Here is a 15654-nt window from a genome sequence, read left to right as displayed (position 1 = left end):
ATGGCGCTGTACCCGCACCAGGAGGAGGCGATCCTCGCTCTGCTGTCGGGGGAGAACGTCGTGCTCGCGACCCCGACCGGCTCGGGCAAGTCGCTGGTGGCCGAGGCCGCGCACCGGGCCGCGCTGGCCGAGGACCGGGTGTCGTTCTACACCGCGCCGATCAAGGCGCTGGTGAACGAGAAGTTCTTCGCGCTGTGCGAGGTCTTCGGCGCCGCGGACGTCGGCATGCTCACCGGCGATGCGTCGGTGAACCCGGACGCCCCGATCATCTGCTGCACCGCAGAGGTGCTCGCGAACATCGCCCTGCGCGAGGGCCGGCACGCGGACGTCGGTCTCGTGGTGATGGACGAGTTCCACTTCTACGCCGAGCCGGACCGCGGCTGGGCGTGGCAGGTGCCACTGCTCGAGCTGCCGCAGGCGCAGTTCCTGCTGATGTCCGCGACGCTGGGCGACGTCACCGAGCTGGCCGAGGATCTCACCCGGCGCAACGGCCGGGACACCGCCGTCGTCGCCGACGCCGAGCGGCCGGTGCCGCTCACGTTCACCTGGGCCATGACCCCGGTGGCCGAGACCCTCGAGGAGCTCGTGACGACCGGTCAGGGGCCGGTCTACGTCGTGCACTTCACCCAGAAGGACGCCGTCGAGCACGCGACCAACCTGCTCAAGGCCACCTGGGTGCCCAAGTCCGACCTCGGCACCCGGTTGGACCACGTGCGGTTCGGCGCGGGGTTCGGCAAGACCCTGTCGAAGCTGCTGCGCCGGGGGATCGGCGTCCACCACGCCGGGATGCTGCCGCGCTACCGCCGGCTGGTCGAGCAGCTCGCCCAGGCCGGGCTCCTCGGTGTCATCTGCGGCACGGACACGCTCGGCGTCGGCATCAACGTCCCGATCCGGACCGTGCTGTTCACCGGCCTGGCGAAGTTCGACGGCAACCGCTCGCGGATCCTGCGGACGCGGGAGTTCCTGCAGATCGCGGGTCGCGCGGGCCGGGCCGGCTTCGACACGGCGGGGTACGTCGTCGTGCAGGCGCCCGAGCACATCATCGAGAACGAGAAGGCCAAGGCCAAGGCCGCCGAGCGGGTGGCGGCCGGCAAGAAGAACTCCAAGGCGCAGCTGAAGAAGCCGCCGGAGGGCACGGTCGTCTGGAGTGAGCAGACCTTCGACAAGCTGGTGGCCGGCGTGCCCGAGCAGCTGGTGTCGCGGATGAAGGTCGACAACGCGATGCTCATCAACGTCCTGGCCCGCGACGAGGACGCGTTCCCGGTGATGCGCGCGCTGCTGCAGGACAACCACGAGGACCGACGCCAGCAGCTGCGGCTCTCGCGCCGCGCGCTGCGGCTGGCCCGGTCGCTGCTGCAGTCGGGCGTGCTGACGCGGCTCGACGAGCCCGACGAGCTCGGCCGCCGCTACGTGCTGACCGTCGACCTGCCCGTCGACTTCGCGCTCAACCAGCCGCTCGCACACTTCGCGCTCGCGGCGCTGGACGTGCTCGACCCGGAGGCCGACGAGCACACGCTCGACATCGTGTCCGTCATCGAGGCGGTCCTCGAGGGGCCGCGGCAGATCCTGGTCCAGCAGCAGTACACGGCCCGCGGCGAGGCCGTCGCGGAGATGAAGGCAGACGGGATCGAGTACGACGAGCGGATGGCGCTGCTCGAGGACGTCACCTGGCCGCAGCCGCTCGCCGAGCTGCTCGAGGCGACGTACGAGATCTATCGGCAGAGCCACCCGTGGCTGCCCGAGGACGCGCTCCAGCCGAAGTCGATCGTGCGCGAGATGTACGAGCAGGGGATGAGCTTCACCGACTTCGTGAGCCGCTACCAGCTGGCCCGCTCGGAGGGTCTGGTGCTGCGCTACCTGACCGACGCGTACCGGACGCTGCGCCAGACGGTGCCGGAGTCGCACCGCACCCCGGAGCTCGAGGACCTCGGCGAGTGGCTGGGGGAGACCATCCGGCAGACCGACTCGTCGCTGCTCGACGAGTGGGAGGCGCTGGCCGATCCCGACCACGTCCGCTCTGACGTCGCCCACCACGAGCCGCCGCCGTCCCCGCGCCCGATCTCCAAGCAGGACCGGGCGTTCCGGGTGATGATCCGCAACGCGATGTTCCGCCGGGTCGAGCTCGTCGCGCGTGACGACCTCGACGGTCTGATGGCGATGGAGCGCGCGGCCGCGGACCGCACCGACCCGCCCGGCGAGGTCGTGATGACGCGATCGGTGTGGGACCAGGCGATCGAGGACTACTACGCCGAGCACGACGAGGTGCGGCTGGACGGCGACGCGCGTGGGCCGGCGCTGCTGGCCGTCGCGGCAGAGGGCCGGACGTGGAAGGTCACCCAGACCATCCACGACCCCGAGGGCAATCACGACTGGGTGATCGAGGCGGACGTCGACCTCGACGCCTCCGACGAGGCCGGCGAGCTGGTGCTGCGCACGACCGCGATGCGGCCGCTCGGGGGTTAGGCCTAGCTCTCGCAGGCGCGCCGGACCTCGGCCCGGCAGCGGTCGATCCCGGTGCCGCCGTACACGCGGTCGAAGCCGGTGCCGCCGATCAGGACGTCGCGCTCGGAGCCGCCGCCGAGGACGTCGTCACCACCGTCGCCGCGCAGGGTCGTCGGCACGCCCTCGCACTGCTCGCTGGTCACGCGCAGGTCGTCGTCCCCGCGCCCGCCTCTGACGACTGAGCCGCAGGCGTCCGTGACCACGACGTCCCGACCCGGCGTCCCGAGGACCCGGACGTCCTCGCGGATGGCGCCGGTGGTCCCGACGTGCAGGACCTCCGTCGCGAACGGCGCCGTGACGTCGCCGCGGGTGAAGAGGTCATGCGCGAGGTCGTACACGACCGGCTTGTCCTCGAAGTCCCCGTAGCCCAGGACCTCCACCTGGTCGCGGCCCGGCCCGCCCAGGACCGATCGCGGGTCGCCGTGGATCTGCAGTCGGTCCGTTCCGGCGCCGGCCGCGATGTCGGCGCGGCCGCCCACGTAGATCCGGTTGGGGCCGCCGGTCCCGCGCACCGTCACCGGCGTCGACGTCGTGGCGTTGACCGCGAGGTCCTCGATGCTCCCGAGGGCGGCGAACGCGGCTCCATCCGCGGTCGCCGTTCCCGCTTCGAGGTCGAACGAGAGGTCCGCGTCGTCGCCGAGGACCCACAGGGCGATGCCGTCGGCGCCCGGTCCGCCGAGCACGTGCGTGTCGCCGTCGATCGGCGCGTACAGGGTGACGTCGTCGTCGCCCGCGCCGAGGGCGTACTCGTCCTGGTCGGCCTGGCCGTAGGAGCCACCGGTCACCCGGTCGCCGCCTCCGTAGGTGCGGACGACGTCGGTGTTCTCGCTGCCGGTGCCGGGGAACGGGTCCTCGCCGTCGAACCTCTCGGCCCAGACCCGGTCTCGGCGCTCGGAGCCCTCGAAGAGATCCGATCCGGAGCCCAGCACCACCCAGTTCCGGCCGGTGGCGGGGTCGGAGCGGACCCGGTCGTTGCCGTCGCCCGCGTCGATCCAGGTGACCCCGGCCGCGCAGACGGCGTCGTTCCCGCCCAGGGCGGAGACCCGGTAGACGTCCTCCGCGACGATCACGTCGTCGCCCTCGGTGCCCTCGACCTCCTCCGCGCCCGGTGTCGCGACGACGGTCGGCGTCAGCCCGAAGCACGTCTCGGCAGCCTGGGCGCTGCCGGTGCTGGTCAGCCCCGGCACGGCACTCGCGGCGATGCAGGCGGCAACGGTCAGGGTCCGGCGCACGATCATCCTCCGACGATGCCCGACGGCGGAGGCCCGGAAACGGCTAGCTGACGGTGCAGTAGCCATGCGCGCAGCCCTTGAGCCAGGCCGACCCGCCCTGCAAGGAGCTGATCTGCTTCTTGCCGTCGCTGTCGTCGAACCACAGCATCGCCCAGAGCGGCTTCGCGGCCAGCGTGCGCGCCGTCCTCGTCAGCACCGCTGGGTTCCACGCGCCGTCGGCGCTGCGCTCCGGACCGACCTCGGTGAGCGCCATCCGGCGTACCTTCTTGGCGACGGCGGCGTACCCGGTCACGTCGAGGCGGTCCTTGGCATCGGCGGACGACGCCTCCGGGTCGTAGCTGTCGAGCCCGGCCAGGTCGACCTTGGCCGGGACGAGCGTCTCCGGCGCGGCGACGCCGGACCAGGTCCTGGCGGCGAACGAGTACGCCCACACGATGTTGTGGAGGCCGGAGTCCTGCGCCCGGCGCTGCATCTCGGCCCAGACCTTCTTGTACGTCGACGGATCGGCGTGACCCCACCAGAACCAGCTGCCGTTGGCCTCGTGGAACGGGCGGAACACGACGGCGACGCCGTTGTCCTGGAACATCCGCAGCAGCTCGAGCTTCTCGGAGTAGTCGGACCAGAAGCGGATGTACTCGGGCGAGAGCGGGTCTAGCAGCGCGGACAGGTCGTGCCAGCCGCGGTCGGCGTAGTTGCCGCCCGTGTGCGGGTTGTCGGCGTGCCAGGAGACGCTGAGGACGGCCCCGTCGAGGGCGAGCGCGGACAGGTCGGCGACCGCCCGGTCGAGGAACGGGAACTCGTAGCCGCCGGTCTTGGCCAGCTCCCAGAGGTCGAAGCCGACGACGTTGACCCGCTGCGGCGCGAGCGCGTCGAGCGGGGCGAGGAAGTCGCTGCTCGACACGTTGAGCTGCTGGCCGACGCCCATCAGGCCGGCTGCCCGCCAGCGGTCCAGCCGCGCGGCCAGGCACCGGGCGGCGTCGTTCGCGGCCGGGTCGACCAGCTTGTACTTCGGCGTGCAGGCGAGGGGGGAGCGGGTCCTGAGCGTCACCTGCGGCGAGCGCACGGACGCCTTGCCGTTCCACGCGCCGGCCTCGACCCGGAGCACCTGGTCGGACGGCTCGGTCGTGTCGAGAGGTACGACGGCGCGGCCGGAGGCGTCGAGCGTGGTGACGGCGAGGACGTCCCAGACGCCCTGCTCCAGGCGCTGCACCTCGACCGGGCGGCCCGGCTGGGCCGGCGACAGCTGGGCGACCAGCGCGGCGGGCTCGCCGGAGGTGACGACCGGGGGAGCGAGCCGGGCGCTGAGCGTGGTGGCCCTCCGATCGGCGTGACCAACGGCGTGATCAGCGGCGTGATCAACGGGGTGACCAGAGGCGTGGTCCGGGCGCGCCAGGGCAGGAGTCGCCCCGGAAACGATCAATCCCCCCGTGAGCAACCCCGCCATCAAGGCCATCACGGCCCCCCGTGGTCGCACACCCCCAGTCTAGGGTTGATGACATGACCGACGTCGTGACTTCACACAATCCGGAGAAGCACCGCTACGAGGCCCACATCGACGGGGAGCTGGCCGGATTCGCGCAGTACCTCCCGTCGGTGGGGCTGATCACCTTCAACCACACCGTGGTGGACGACAAGTTCGAGGGCCGCGGCGTCGCCTCGACGCTGGTGCGGTTCGCCCTCGACGACGCGCGCGCGGACGGCAGCCGTCGGGTCCTGGTGACCTGCCCGTTCATCGTCCGATGGATCGAGAAGCACCCGGAGTACCAGGATCTGTTGGAGACTCCGCCGGCAGAGTGACCCCCGACCTTCCTCCACAGGACTGTGCACAGGCGGTGCCCTGCCTGTGCAACCAAGGGGGAGGTCGTGCACAGCTCATCCCCAGATTTGGCTGTCTGCCTGGGGGTTTCCCGCTTCGGCTTGTCGCTGTCGGAGCCCGGTCCTAGAGTCACCGCGAGTCGACCACAAGTCGTTGTGTCGACAAGTCGGTGAGGGAGCGGCAGATGAGTGCAGACGGCACGTTCGCAGGCGCTGCTGGTGAGATGCCGCCCCGGGTCTCGCCCATGATCACCACACCTTCCCCCGCTCCCACCATCGGAGATGAGCCGCCCGTGACCGACCCCCTGCCGTTCGAGCGTCCCGTCGCGGAGGCGAAGCTCGGCCCGACCGGCCGGCCCATGCCGGTGATCCCGGAGCCGACGCCGCTCACCGAGCACGGTCCGGCTCGCGTGGTCTCGATGTGCAACCAGAAGGGCGGGGTCGGCAAGACCACGACCACGATCAACCTGGGCGCCTCGCTGGCGGAGTTCGGCCGCAAGGTGCTGCTCGTCGACTTCGACCCGCAGGGCTCGCTGTCGGTCGGGCTCGGGCTGAACCCCCACGAGATGGACCTCACCGTCTACAACCTGCTGATGGACCGCGAGACCAAGCTCGACGAGGTCGTCGTGCCCACAGGCGTGCCCGGGATGGACCTGCTGCCCTCGAACATCGACCTCTCGGCCGCCGAGGTGCAGCTCGTCCACGAGGTCGCTCGCGAGCAGACCCTCAAGCGCGTGCTCGAGCCGGCGCTCGCGCACTACGACGTCATCCTCATCGACTGCCAGCCGTCGCTCGGCCTGCTCACGGTCAACGCGCTCACCGCGTCCGACGGCGTGATCGTGCCGCTGGAGTGCGAGTACTTCGCGCTGCGCGGCGTCGCGCTGCTCAAGACCACGATCGACAAGGTCCAGGAGCGGCTCAACCCGAAGCTCGAGATCGACGGCGTCCTCGGCACCATGTACGACGGCCGCACGCTGCACTCGCGCGAGGTCATGGAGCGGCTGGTGCAGGCCTGGGGCGACCTGGTCTTCCACACCGTGATCCGCCGTACGGTGAAGTTCAGCGACTCCACCGTCGCCGGGGAGCCGATCACGACGTACGCCTCGTCCTCGAGTGGCGCGGACGCCTACCGCCAGCTGGCCAAGGAGGTGCTGGACCGGTGCCTCGACGGGTGAGCCTGCCTGCCGCCGACGACCTGTTCCGCCCCACCGCCCGCGCCGAGGAGGCGGCCGCTGCGCCGCGCGCCGAGCCGGAGGACGACCAGGACGGTCGCAAGAAGCCGAGTGGCCGGGTCCGGCACGACGAGAAGATGACGGTGTACATCACCTCCGACGAGCTGCTCGACCTCGAGCACGCCCGGCTGGTGCTGCGCCGGTCCCACGGGCTCGCGGTCGACCGCGGCCGGGTGGTGCGGGAGGCCGTCGCGCTGGTGCTCGCCGACTTCGAGGCCCGCGGCGACGAGAGCGCGCTGGTCCGACGATTGACCGAGGAATGACCGCGGCTGTCGAGCAGTCGGAGGCCACGCCCGGGTTCGAGGTGCGGCTGGAGAACTTCGAGGGTCCGTTCGACCTGCTGCTCAGCCTGATCGCGAAGCACAAGCTCGACATCACCGAGGTCTCGCTGTCGACGGTCACCGACGAGTTCATCGAGCACGTCAAGGCCGGCGGCAAGGTGTGGGACCTGGAGCAGACGACGTCGTTCCTGCTGGTCGCCTCGACGCTGCTCGACCTCAAGGCCGCGCGGCTGCTGCCGCAGGGCGACGTCGAGGACGAGGAGGACCTCGCACTGCTCGAGGCCCGCGACCTGCTGTTCGCACGACTGCTGCAGTACCGCGCCTTCAAGCAGGTGGCGGCGGTGCTCGAGGAGCGGCTGGCCGGCGAGGCCAAGCGGCACCCGCGTGCTGTCGGCCTCGAGGAGCGGTTCGCCGGGCTGCTGCCCGAGGTCCTGATCGGCATCGGGCTCGAGCAGTTCGCGCAGATGGCCGCGAGGGCGCTGGAGCCCAAGCCGGTGCTCGAGGTCTCGCTGCACCACATCCACGCCGCGAAGGTCAGTGTCCGTGAGCAGGCCGCCCTGGTCGTCGACCGGCTGCGCCGCTCGGGGACGATGACGTTCCGTGCCCTGTGCGGCGACTCACCGGACCGGCTCACCACCGTGGCGCGGTTCCTCGCGCTGCTCGAGCTGTTCCGCGAGAGCGCCGTGTCCTTCGACCAGGTGACGCCGCTGGGCGAGCTCACCGTACGGTGGACAGGAGACGAGGACGCCGACGTCGACGAGCTGATCACCGACGAGTTCGACGGCGCGCCTGTCGAAGACGATGCACCAGCGGAGGGAGCCGAGGATGACCGAGACCCAGACCGTGACGAGTGAGGTCGAGGAGACCCTGGCCGTCCCCGTAGCGGAGCTGCGGCCCTCGCTGGAGGCGCTGCTGATGGTCGCCGACCAGCCGCTGGACGAGATGACGCTCGCCACGGCCACCGGCTACCCGACCGACGAGGTCGCGCTCGCGCTCGCCGGGCTGGCGACGGAGTACACCGAGCAGGGCCGCGGGTTCGAGCTGCGCAACGTCGGCGGCGGCTGGCGCTACTACACCCGTGACGAGTACGCCGCCGTCGTCGAGGGCTTCGTCCTCGAGGGGCAGCAGGCCCGGCTCACCCAGGCGGCGCTGGAGACCCTCGCGGTCGTGGCCTACAAGCAGCCGATCTCGCGGGCCCGGGTGTCCGCGATCCGCGGGGTGAACGTGGACGGCGTCATGCGCACCCTGCTCTCGCGCGGGCTGCTCGAGGAGGCCGGGCAGGACCACGAGACCGGGGCGAACCTGTTCCGGACCACGGCGTACTTCATGGAGCGGATCGGCGTCACCTCGCTCGACGAGCTGCCCGAGCTGGCGCCGTACCTCCCGGACATGGACGACCTCGAGGACGAGCTCGCCGAGATGGTCGCCCAACCGGTGCCCGAGCCGGTCGCGACCGAGTCGGCGCCCGAGCCCGAGCCGCACCACCCGCCCTCGCCGCACAGCGGCGACGGCACCGAGCCCGACGGCGGGACCGAGCCCACATGATCACCCCACGAATTCCTGGGCTTCCCCCGCTTCGCTCCTCCAACCCACGATTCCGCGGGGACCCCGAAAAATGAGCGGCATCGAGACCGATGACGAGGGCCTGATCCGGCTCCAGAAGCTGCTGGCGATGTCGAACGTCGCCTCCCGCCGCAAGTGCGAGGAGCTGATGCTCGACGGCGAGGTCGAGGTCGACGGTGAGGTCGTCACCCGCCTCGGCACCAAGGTCGACCCGCGCACCGCGGTGATCCGGGTCTCCGGCAAGCGGCTGCCGCCGGTGTCGGAGAAGGTCTACCTCGTCCTGAACAAGCCCCGCGGCGTCGTGTCGACGATGTCGGACCCGGAGGGCCGCCGGAGCCTGGGCGACCTGGTCGCCGACCGGCCGGAGCGGCTCTTCCACGTCGGCCGGCTCGACACCGACACCTCGGGGCTGATCATCCTCACCAACGACGGCGACTTCGCGCAGCGGCTGGCGCACCCGTCGTACGAGGTGGACAAGATGTACGTCGCCGAGGTCGAGGGCGAGATCTACCGCGGCACGCTCAAGAAGCTGCTCGCGGGCGTCACGCTCGACGACGGGCCGGTGACCGTCAGCAAGGCGCGCATCGTCGAGGCCGGCAAGGACAAGTCGATCGTCGAGGTGGTGATCCACGAGGGCCGCAACCGGATCGTGCGCCGGCTGTTCGACCACCTCGGCTTCCCGGTACGACGGCTCACGCGGACCCAGATCGGGCCGGTGGTGCTGCGCGGCCTGCTGTCGGGTCAGATGCGCGACCTGACGCTCGACGAGCTCGGTGAGCTGCTGGACCGCGCCTCGCTCTGAGGCTCGGCCACAGGACGAGGCCGGCGGCCAGCAGCAGGACCGGTGCCATGGTGGCCTCGGACCAGGGCGTGGTGTCGTACGAGACGTACCCGCCCGCGGCGATCGGACCCCACATGAGCAGCACGGGGATCGGCGTGGAGCACCCGACGGCGATGGCCGACGCGAGCCCCCAGCGGGCGCGCGGGCCAGGTGATCGGACGGCCTCGACGCCTGCGCACAGCGTGAGCCCGGCCGGCCAGGCCAGGACCCAGACGAGCGCAGCAGCGCCGACGAACGGGACCGTGACCACGTCGCCGGTGCTGCCCGAGAGCAGGGTCGCCGCGCCCAGCAGCCCCAGGCTCGCTGCCGAGATCGCGGCCAGCGGCCAGCGCACGAGTCCCGGCAACGACGGCGCGACGAGACGGGGGAGCAGCATCGCGGCGCAGGCGAGCAGGAGGAGCCCGGCTCCGGCGAGCTGGGCCGCCTGCCCGACCGGCGTCCAGGGGTCGCCGGGCACCAGGTAGTCGTAGCTGTGGTCCTGCAACGGCAGGCACGAGGCATCGTCGAACCCGCCCCGTCGGCAGCCCGGCCACCAGCGCTCCCACGCGGCTGCGTACAGGAGCGCGGCCGCGCCCGCCAGGAGGAGTGCCGCTGCCGCGCGGGTCAGCTTCTCGGCCATCAACCGAGGACAGCACATCGGGTCGCGCTCGCGGTGGTTCCGCAGGGAACGTGCCCGAAACAGGTCACGCGGGAGCGACTTCTCGCGGAGCTGTCACAGACCGGCGACGGCCGGCGTCTTGATGTCGTACTCACCACCACAGGAGGACGACATGACCGGAACGACCCGCATCCCCGCCGCCGAGATCACCGGCTTCAAGGGCGCGCTGATCAAGCGATTCGCGATGAAGACCCTCGGCCGGGTGCCGACGTCGATCGGGGTCTACTGGCACCACCCGAAGCTGCTGATGGACATGGCCGCCGTCGGCGGCAAGGTCAAGAAGTGGGACCGGTGCGACGAGCAGCTCAAGTCGTTCGCCCACATGGCCGTTGCGTCGATGGTCGGCTGCACGTGGTGCCTGGACTTCAACTACTTCGAGGCGCACAACAAGGATCTCGACATGACCAAGGCACGCGAGATCCCGCGCTGGCGCGACTCCGGCGTCTTCTCGCCCCTGGAGCGCGAGGTGCTCGGCTACGCGGAGGCGATGACCGGGACCGAGCCGACCGTGACCGACGAGATGGTCGCCTCGCTGCGGTCGCAGCTCGGAGATGCGGCCCTGCTCGAGCTGACCGCCGTGGTCGCCTTCGCCAACTTCACGACCCGGGCGAACGTCGCCCTCGGCATCGAGTCGGACGGCTTCGCTGCGGCGTGCGGACTGAAGCCGCTGGCTGAGCGTGCCACCGTAGGGTCGTGACCGTGCCCGAGGACCCGTTCGTCGCCCATCGCGGGCTGCTCTTCACCGTCGCCTACGAGATGCTCGGCTCGGCCGCCGAGGCCGAGGACGTCGTCCAGGACACGTGGATCCGGTGGGACGCGATCGGGCCGGACGGCCGCGCCGAGGTCCGGGACCCGCGGGCCTACCTCGCCCGGATGACCACCCGCAAGGCCCTGGACCGGCTGCGGTCGAACGCCCGCCGGCGTGAGGACTACGTCGGCGAGTGGCTGCCCGAGCCACTGCTGACCTCGCCGGACGTCGCAGAGGACGTCGAGCTGGCGGAGAGCGTGTCGTTCGCGATGCTCACCGTGCTCGAGACCCTCGGCCCGACCGAGCGGGCGGTGTTCGTGCTGCGCGAGGTCTTCGACCTGCCGTACGGCGAGATCGCGCAGGCGGTCGACAAGTCCGAGGCCGCCGTACGCCAGATCGCGCACCGGTCGCGGGAGCACGTCGCGGCCCGGCGGCCCCGGATGGACGTCAGCCGCACCGAGCAGCAGGAGGTCGTCGATCGCTTCCTCGCGGCCGTGACCGGTGGCGACCTGCAGGGCCTGCTCGACGCGCTCGCGCCCGACGTGGTCCTGGTGGCCGACGGGGGCGGGATCGCGCAGGCGCTCACCAGCCCGGTCTCCGGCGCCAAGAAGGTCGCGAACCTGCTGCGTGCGTTCCCGAAGTTCGGCGCCGGCGCCACCGTCCTCCCGGTGCTGCTCAACGGGGCGCCCGGCGCCCGGATCACGGGGACCGACGACGGGCACGACACCGCGATCATGTTCCTCGTCGACGGCGGGCGGATCAGCCGGATCTACGCCGTGCGCAACCCGCACAAGCTCGGCAGCCTCGAGGTCGAGACGGCGCTGACCCGGTGAGCAGCGGTTCGGACGTCTCGCCCGACGCGTTCGAGGTCACCGTCGACGGGTTCGAGTTCAGCGTCAGGTACGACCTGTCGCAGCCCGGCGCCTACCACTACACGCGGCTGGCCGGCGCGCCGGGCGGGCCGGCCGTCGGCTACGGGTTCACCAGCCGTGGCTCGGACGGACGAAGGCGCACGACCGACCAGCACGTGGAGTCGATCCGGGGCTTCCTCGACGCGGTCGATCCCGCGACCGGCTACATCGAGGACGACTGAGCCGGAAGGCTTCGGGTCAGTGCCCCGGGCCGACCACCATCTTGGCCCGCTCGGACTCGTGGGCGCCGCCCTTGGCCTGCAGCGTCGCGCAGGCCTCGGCGATGTCGCGGGCGAGGGTGTCGACGTGCTCCTGGCTGAAGGTCTCCTTCACCAGCGCGCGCATGATCGTCACCTCCTGGGCGTCCGGCGGCATCGTGTACGCCGGCACCATCCAGCCGCGCTCGGCGGAGAGCTGCCAGGCGATGTCGAACTCGTCGTACGGCGCCTCGCCCGCGAGGCGGAACGCGACGAGAGGGAGCTGTTCGTGGTCGCGGCCGATGATCTCGAAGCGGCCCATCTCCTCGAGCCGGTCGGCGAGGCGGTGCGCGTTGTGCTGCATGTTCTTCAGCTTGTAGGTGTAGCCGGCGCGGCCGAAGCGGACGAAGTTGTAGTACTGGGCGAGGACCATGCCGGAGCCGGTCGAGAAGTTCAGCGTGAACGTCTCGTCGGTCTTGCCGAGGTAGTTCTCCTTGAACACCAGGTCCGCGGCCAGGTCGGCCTTCTCGCGGAAGATCAGCCAGCCGACGCCCGGGTAGACCAGGCCGAACTTGTGCCCGGAGACGTTGATCGACCGGACCTGCTCGAGCCGGAAGTCCCACTTCGAGTCGGGGTAGAGGAACGGCCACACGAAGCCGCCGCTGGCGCCGTCGACGTGCAGCGGGATGTCCATGTCGCGCTCGTCGCGGATCCGGACCAGCAGGTCGTTGATGCCGACGATGTCGTCGCGGTGACCGGTGAACGTCGTCCCCAGGACCGCGGCCACGCCGATGGTGTTCTCGTCGATGTGCGGCTCGACGTCCTCGGGGCCGATCGTGTACTTGTCCGGCCGGAGCGGCACGATCCGCGGCTCGACGTCGAAGTACCGGCAGAACTTCTCCCACACCACGTGCACGTCGCCGCCGAACACCAGGTTCGGGTTCGTGGTCGGACGGCCGGCGGCCTGCTGGCGGGCCCGCCAGTTCCATTTCAGCGACAGTGCGCCGAGCATGATGGCCTCCGACGAGCCCTGCGTGCGCGCGCCCGTGGTCTCGCCTGGGGCGTGGAAGAGGTCGGCGAGCATCCGGATGCAGCGCTGCTCGATCTCGGCGGTGCGCGGGTACTCGGCGTGGTCGATGAAGTTGCGGTGCAGGTTCTCGGCGATCAGCCGCTGCGCCTCCGGCTCCATCCACGTGGTCACGAACGTCGCCAGGTTGCGGGCCGGGTCGCCCTCGATGGCGAGGTCCTCCGCGACCAGCCGCAACGCGTCGCTGGCGGCCATGCCGCCGGGCGGGAAGAAGCGGTCGGGGGTGTCCTGGACCGCGAACCGGTTGCCGAACAGGGCGGCGTCGGCGTCGTACGAGCTGGTCATGTGGGTTCTCCTTCAGGTGGGGACTGACGTACGGCGCGGGACCACGCCGGGAGCATGAGGGCGGCGCCGGCGAGGAAGCACGCGGCGCCGAGGAGGGTGCCGCCGACGGCGGCCACGTCGTCGACGGCCGAGCCGCTGGGCAGCACGAAGGCGCCGATCGCCGAGATGCCGAACAGGATCGAGCCGATCATGTTCAGCCAGGAGATGAGGCCGGGCAGGGCGCGCAGGGCGTACCAGCTCGAGATCAGGAACAGCGTCGAGCCGAACACGTCCGGGCGCCAGACGTGCTGGTTCTCAGCCTGCGTCGAGGTGTACGTCGCCAGTGCGGCGATGGTGCTGACGTTGAAGCAGAGCGTGCCGGGGAACTGCGTGGCGGCGGCCATCCAGCCGCGGTCGTGCGGCAGCCACGCCCACCAGCGCACGGGCGTCCGGCGGTGCTGGGAGAGCTGGTCGGCCGAGGTCATCGCCGGGGTCTGGGCCTGGAGCAGCTGGCAGAACGACGCAGACGTGAAGAAGACCGCGCCGACGACGTACGTCCAGGCGTCCGCGTGGGCGCCCACCGCGTCGAGGTAGGCGGGGACCGAGCCCAGGACGAAGCACGCCGAGCCGATCATGAACAGCACGGCGATCGTCGAGTTCAGGCGCGCAGGAGTGATGCTGCGAGTCTTGCGGCGCCTACGGAGGGACCACACCCCCCGGATCGGGTGACCCGGGTACTACACGAGCACCGCGGTGAGCGCGTCTCCCAGGTCGTCGTGGATGCGGAACACCCGGTCCAGCGAGGTCGCCCGCAGCACGTTCAGGACCGGGCCGCTGGTGCAGACGAGCACCATCGACCCCTGCAGGACCTTGGCCCGCTTGTACGCGCCGATGAGCGCGCCGAGGCCCAGCGAGTCCATGAACGTCACCTCGTCGAGCACCAGGACGAGCTGCGACGGCCCGTCCACCTGGAGCTCCTGGAGCGTGGCGCGCAGGGAGCCGACGGTGGCGAGGTCGACCTCGCCGGAGCAGCGGACGACGGCGGCGCCGTCGTGGTGCTCGACGACGATCGTGAGCTGTTCTTCGGTGGACACGGAGCAGTTGTACCCCGGATACGGTGTTTGCATGGCTTCCTCGGTCCGTGGGCCGCTCGCGCCGTACGTCGCCTCGGTGACGGCGTACGACGTCGCGCTCGGACAGCCGGGCGTGCACCGGGGGCTGCCGGGCACGACGCTGACGTTCGTGCTGCCCGTCGGGGAGCCGCTGGACGTGGGGTGGGCCGGCGCGCCGGGCAGCCGCGCGCGCCGCTGGTCGACCGTGTCGGGCCTGCACGCGCACCCGGCCGAGATCCACCACGACGGGCACCAGTCCGGCGTCCAGCTCGAGCTCACCACCGCCGGCGCGCGGGCGCTGTTCGGGCTGCCTGCCGCGGCGCTCGCCGGCGAGCTGCTGGAGCTGGACGACGTCGCACCGTGGCTGCGCGCGCTGCCGGAGCGGCTGCACGAGACACCGCCCGCAGCCTGGGCGGCGCTGGTCGAGCACACGCTGGCCGCCGCGCTGGTCGACGTCCCGGCGCCGCGCGCGGAGGTCGGGCGGGCGCTGGCCCGGCTCACCCGGGGCGCCGCGGTGCAGGAGGTGGCCGACGAGGTCGGGTACAGCAGGCGGCACCTGGTGGGGCTGGTCCGCGCGGAGTGCGGTCTGGCGCCGAAGCAGGTGCAGCGGCTGGGTCGCTTCGCGGCGTCCCGCTCGCTGATGGGGCGCGTCCCGCTGGCCGAGCTCGCGCACCGGTGCGGGTACGCCGACCAGTCGCACCTCACCCGTGAGTGGAGCGAGCTGGCCGGCTGCACGCCGACGACCTGGCTGCGCGAGGAGTTCCCATTCCTCCAAGACCTCGGTGCCGCCGGCGAGGAAGAGTGGCACGCATGAGTACCGCAGCAGAGGTCAAGCTCTGGCACACGATGTCCTTCCGCGACGCCGACGCGATGATCGGGTTCCTGACCGCGATCGGGTTCGTCGAGCACGCGACGTACCGCTCCGAGACGGATCCGTCCGTCGTCGAGCACGCCGAGTGGCTCTGGCCCGGGGGAGGCGGCCTGATGTTCGGCAGCGTCCGTGAGGGCGGGGCGGTCGCGAACGTCGGCGGGTCGGCGGCGTACCTCGTCGCGGACGACCCGGACGCGGTCTTCGACCGGGTCGTGGAGGCGGGTGCGACCGTGCTCCGGGAGATGGTCGACCAGGACTACGGCGGCCGCGGCGGCAGCGTCGAGGATCCAGAGGGCAATCACTGGTCCTTCGGGAGCTACCAACCCCGTTAATGTGTCCG

At 71.3% G+C, this 15654-nt stretch carries 18 protein-coding genes; 12 read left to right on the top strand and 6 right to left on the bottom strand.

The features are described 5' to 3' along the window. Nucleotides 1–2463 (top strand): RNA helicase, encoded by a 2463-nt coding sequence (locus MJ604_RS08275; protein ID WP_243057871.1) that lies wholly within the window; start codon nt 1–3, stop codon nt 2461–2463. A 2-nt stretch (nt 2464–2465) separates the two neighbouring features. On the opposite strand, the gene MJ604_RS08270 is transcribed toward MJ604_RS08275, so the two are convergent. Together MJ604_RS08270 and MJ604_RS24200 are read right to left on the bottom strand one after the other, a co-directional pair. Further along, nucleotides 2466–3734 (bottom strand): hypothetical protein, encoded by a 1269-nt coding sequence (locus MJ604_RS08270; RefSeq protein ID WP_243057842.1) that lies wholly within the window; start codon nt 3732–3734, stop codon nt 2466–2468. Nucleotides 3735–3777: 43 nt separating this feature from the next. Then, nucleotides 3778–5208 (bottom strand): glycosyl hydrolase, encoded by a 1431-nt coding sequence (locus MJ604_RS24200; RefSeq protein WP_243057841.1) that lies wholly within the window; start codon nt 5206–5208, stop codon nt 3778–3780. A gap of 23 nt (nt 5209–5231) precedes the next feature. Here MJ604_RS24200 and MJ604_RS08260 point away from each other — a divergent pair, with 23 nt between their 5' ends. The 6 genes from MJ604_RS08260 (at nt 5232) to MJ604_RS08235 (ending at nt 9427) form a co-directional block, all read left to right on the top strand. Further along, entirely contained in the window at nt 5232–5531 is a 300-nt protein-coding gene (locus tag MJ604_RS08260) for a GNAT family N-acetyltransferase (RefSeq protein ID WP_243057840.1), read from the top strand. A 377-nt stretch (nt 5532–5908) separates the two neighbouring features. Further along, nucleotides 5909–6724, top strand: a complete 816-nt coding sequence (locus MJ604_RS08255; protein WP_243057870.1) for a ParA family protein — start codon at nt 5909–5911, stop codon at nt 6722–6724. After that, nucleotides 6721–7044, top strand: a complete 324-nt coding sequence (locus tag MJ604_RS08250; RefSeq protein ID WP_374458338.1) for a hypothetical protein — start codon at nt 6721–6723, stop codon at nt 7042–7044. Before MJ604_RS08255 ends, MJ604_RS08250 begins: the two co-directional genes overlap by 4 nt. Continuing rightward, on the top strand, nt 7041–7916 hold the full coding sequence (locus MJ604_RS08245) for a ScpA family protein (RefSeq protein ID WP_243057838.1): 876 nt from the start codon (nt 7041–7043) through the stop codon (nt 7914–7916). The genes MJ604_RS08250 and MJ604_RS08245 overlap by 4 nt, the downstream gene beginning before the upstream one ends. Next, nucleotides 7888–8607, top strand: coding sequence for an SMC-Scp complex subunit ScpB (gene scpB / locus MJ604_RS08240; RefSeq protein WP_243057837.1), 720 nt, complete (start codon nt 7888–7890; stop codon nt 8605–8607). The genes MJ604_RS08245 and scpB overlap by 29 nt, the downstream gene beginning before the upstream one ends. A gap of 70 nt (nt 8608–8677) precedes the next feature. Further along, on the top strand, nt 8678–9427 hold the full coding sequence (locus MJ604_RS08235) for a pseudouridine synthase (RefSeq protein ID WP_243057836.1): 750 nt from the start codon (nt 8678–8680) through the stop codon (nt 9425–9427). On the opposite strand, the gene MJ604_RS08230 is transcribed toward MJ604_RS08235, so the two are convergent. Next, nucleotides 9318–10085 (bottom strand): hypothetical protein, encoded by a 768-nt coding sequence (locus MJ604_RS08230; RefSeq protein WP_243057835.1) that lies wholly within the window; start codon nt 10083–10085, stop codon nt 9318–9320. The genes MJ604_RS08235 and MJ604_RS08230 overlap by 110 nt on opposite strands. Nucleotides 10086–10236: 151 nt before the next feature. Here MJ604_RS08230 and MJ604_RS08225 point away from each other — a divergent pair, with 151 nt between their 5' ends. From MJ604_RS08225 to MJ604_RS08215, 3 genes are read left to right on the top strand one after another with little or no spacing between them, the layout of a single operon-like run. Further along, nucleotides 10237–10821: a carboxymuconolactone decarboxylase family protein gene (locus MJ604_RS08225; protein ID WP_243057834.1), complete on the top strand. Its 585-nt coding sequence runs from the start codon at nt 10237–10239 to the stop codon at nt 10819–10821. A 2-nt stretch (nt 10822–10823) separates the two neighbouring features. Continuing rightward, entirely contained in the window at nt 10824–11705 is an 882-nt protein-coding gene (locus MJ604_RS08220) for an RNA polymerase sigma-70 factor (RefSeq protein WP_243057869.1), read from the top strand. Then, nucleotides 11702–11965 carry a hypothetical protein gene (locus MJ604_RS08215; RefSeq protein WP_243057833.1) on the top strand — a complete coding sequence of 88 codons (264 nt, stop codon included), beginning with the start codon at nt 11702–11704 and terminating at the stop codon, nt 11963–11965. Before MJ604_RS08220 ends, MJ604_RS08215 begins: the two co-directional genes overlap by 4 nt. A 16-nt stretch (nt 11966–11981) precedes the next feature. On the opposite strand, the gene MJ604_RS08210 is transcribed toward MJ604_RS08215, so the two are convergent. The 3 genes from MJ604_RS08210 to MJ604_RS08200 all read right to left on the bottom strand — a co-directional run bounded on the left by MJ604_RS08210 (nt 11982) and on the right by MJ604_RS08200 (nt 14425). Next, nucleotides 11982–13352, bottom strand: coding sequence for a glutamate decarboxylase (locus MJ604_RS08210; protein ID WP_243057832.1), 1371 nt, complete (start codon nt 13350–13352; stop codon nt 11982–11984). Next, complete coding sequence (locus tag MJ604_RS08205) at nt 13349–13975, bottom strand: YrhK family protein (RefSeq protein WP_243057831.1); 627 nt, start codon at nt 13973–13975, stop codon at nt 13349–13351. The genes MJ604_RS08210 and MJ604_RS08205 overlap by 4 nt, the downstream gene beginning before the upstream one ends. Before the next feature lie 93 nt (nt 13976–14068). Next, complete coding sequence (locus MJ604_RS08200; RefSeq protein WP_243057830.1) at nt 14069–14425, bottom strand: STAS domain-containing protein; 357 nt, start codon at nt 14423–14425, stop codon at nt 14069–14071. A 31-nt stretch (nt 14426–14456) separates the two neighbouring features. Here MJ604_RS08200 and MJ604_RS08195 point away from each other — a divergent pair, with 31 nt between their 5' ends. Beyond that, on the top strand, nt 14457–15257 hold the full coding sequence (locus MJ604_RS08195) for an AraC family transcriptional regulator (RefSeq protein ID WP_243057829.1): 801 nt from the start codon (nt 14457–14459) through the stop codon (nt 15255–15257). After that, nucleotides 15254–15646, top strand: coding sequence for a VOC family protein (locus tag MJ604_RS08190; protein WP_243057828.1), 393 nt, complete (start codon nt 15254–15256; stop codon nt 15644–15646). The genes MJ604_RS08195 and MJ604_RS08190 overlap by 4 nt, the downstream gene beginning before the upstream one ends. Nucleotides 15647–15654 lie beyond the last annotated feature (8 nt).

The organism is Nocardioides sp. SR21 (genome assembly GCF_022761125.1).
GTDB lineage: Bacteria > Actinomycetota > Actinomycetes > Propionibacteriales > Nocardioidaceae > Nocardioides.
Note: the sequence above shows the minus strand (reverse complement) of the source record. Positions and strands in the feature narration are given on the sequence as shown.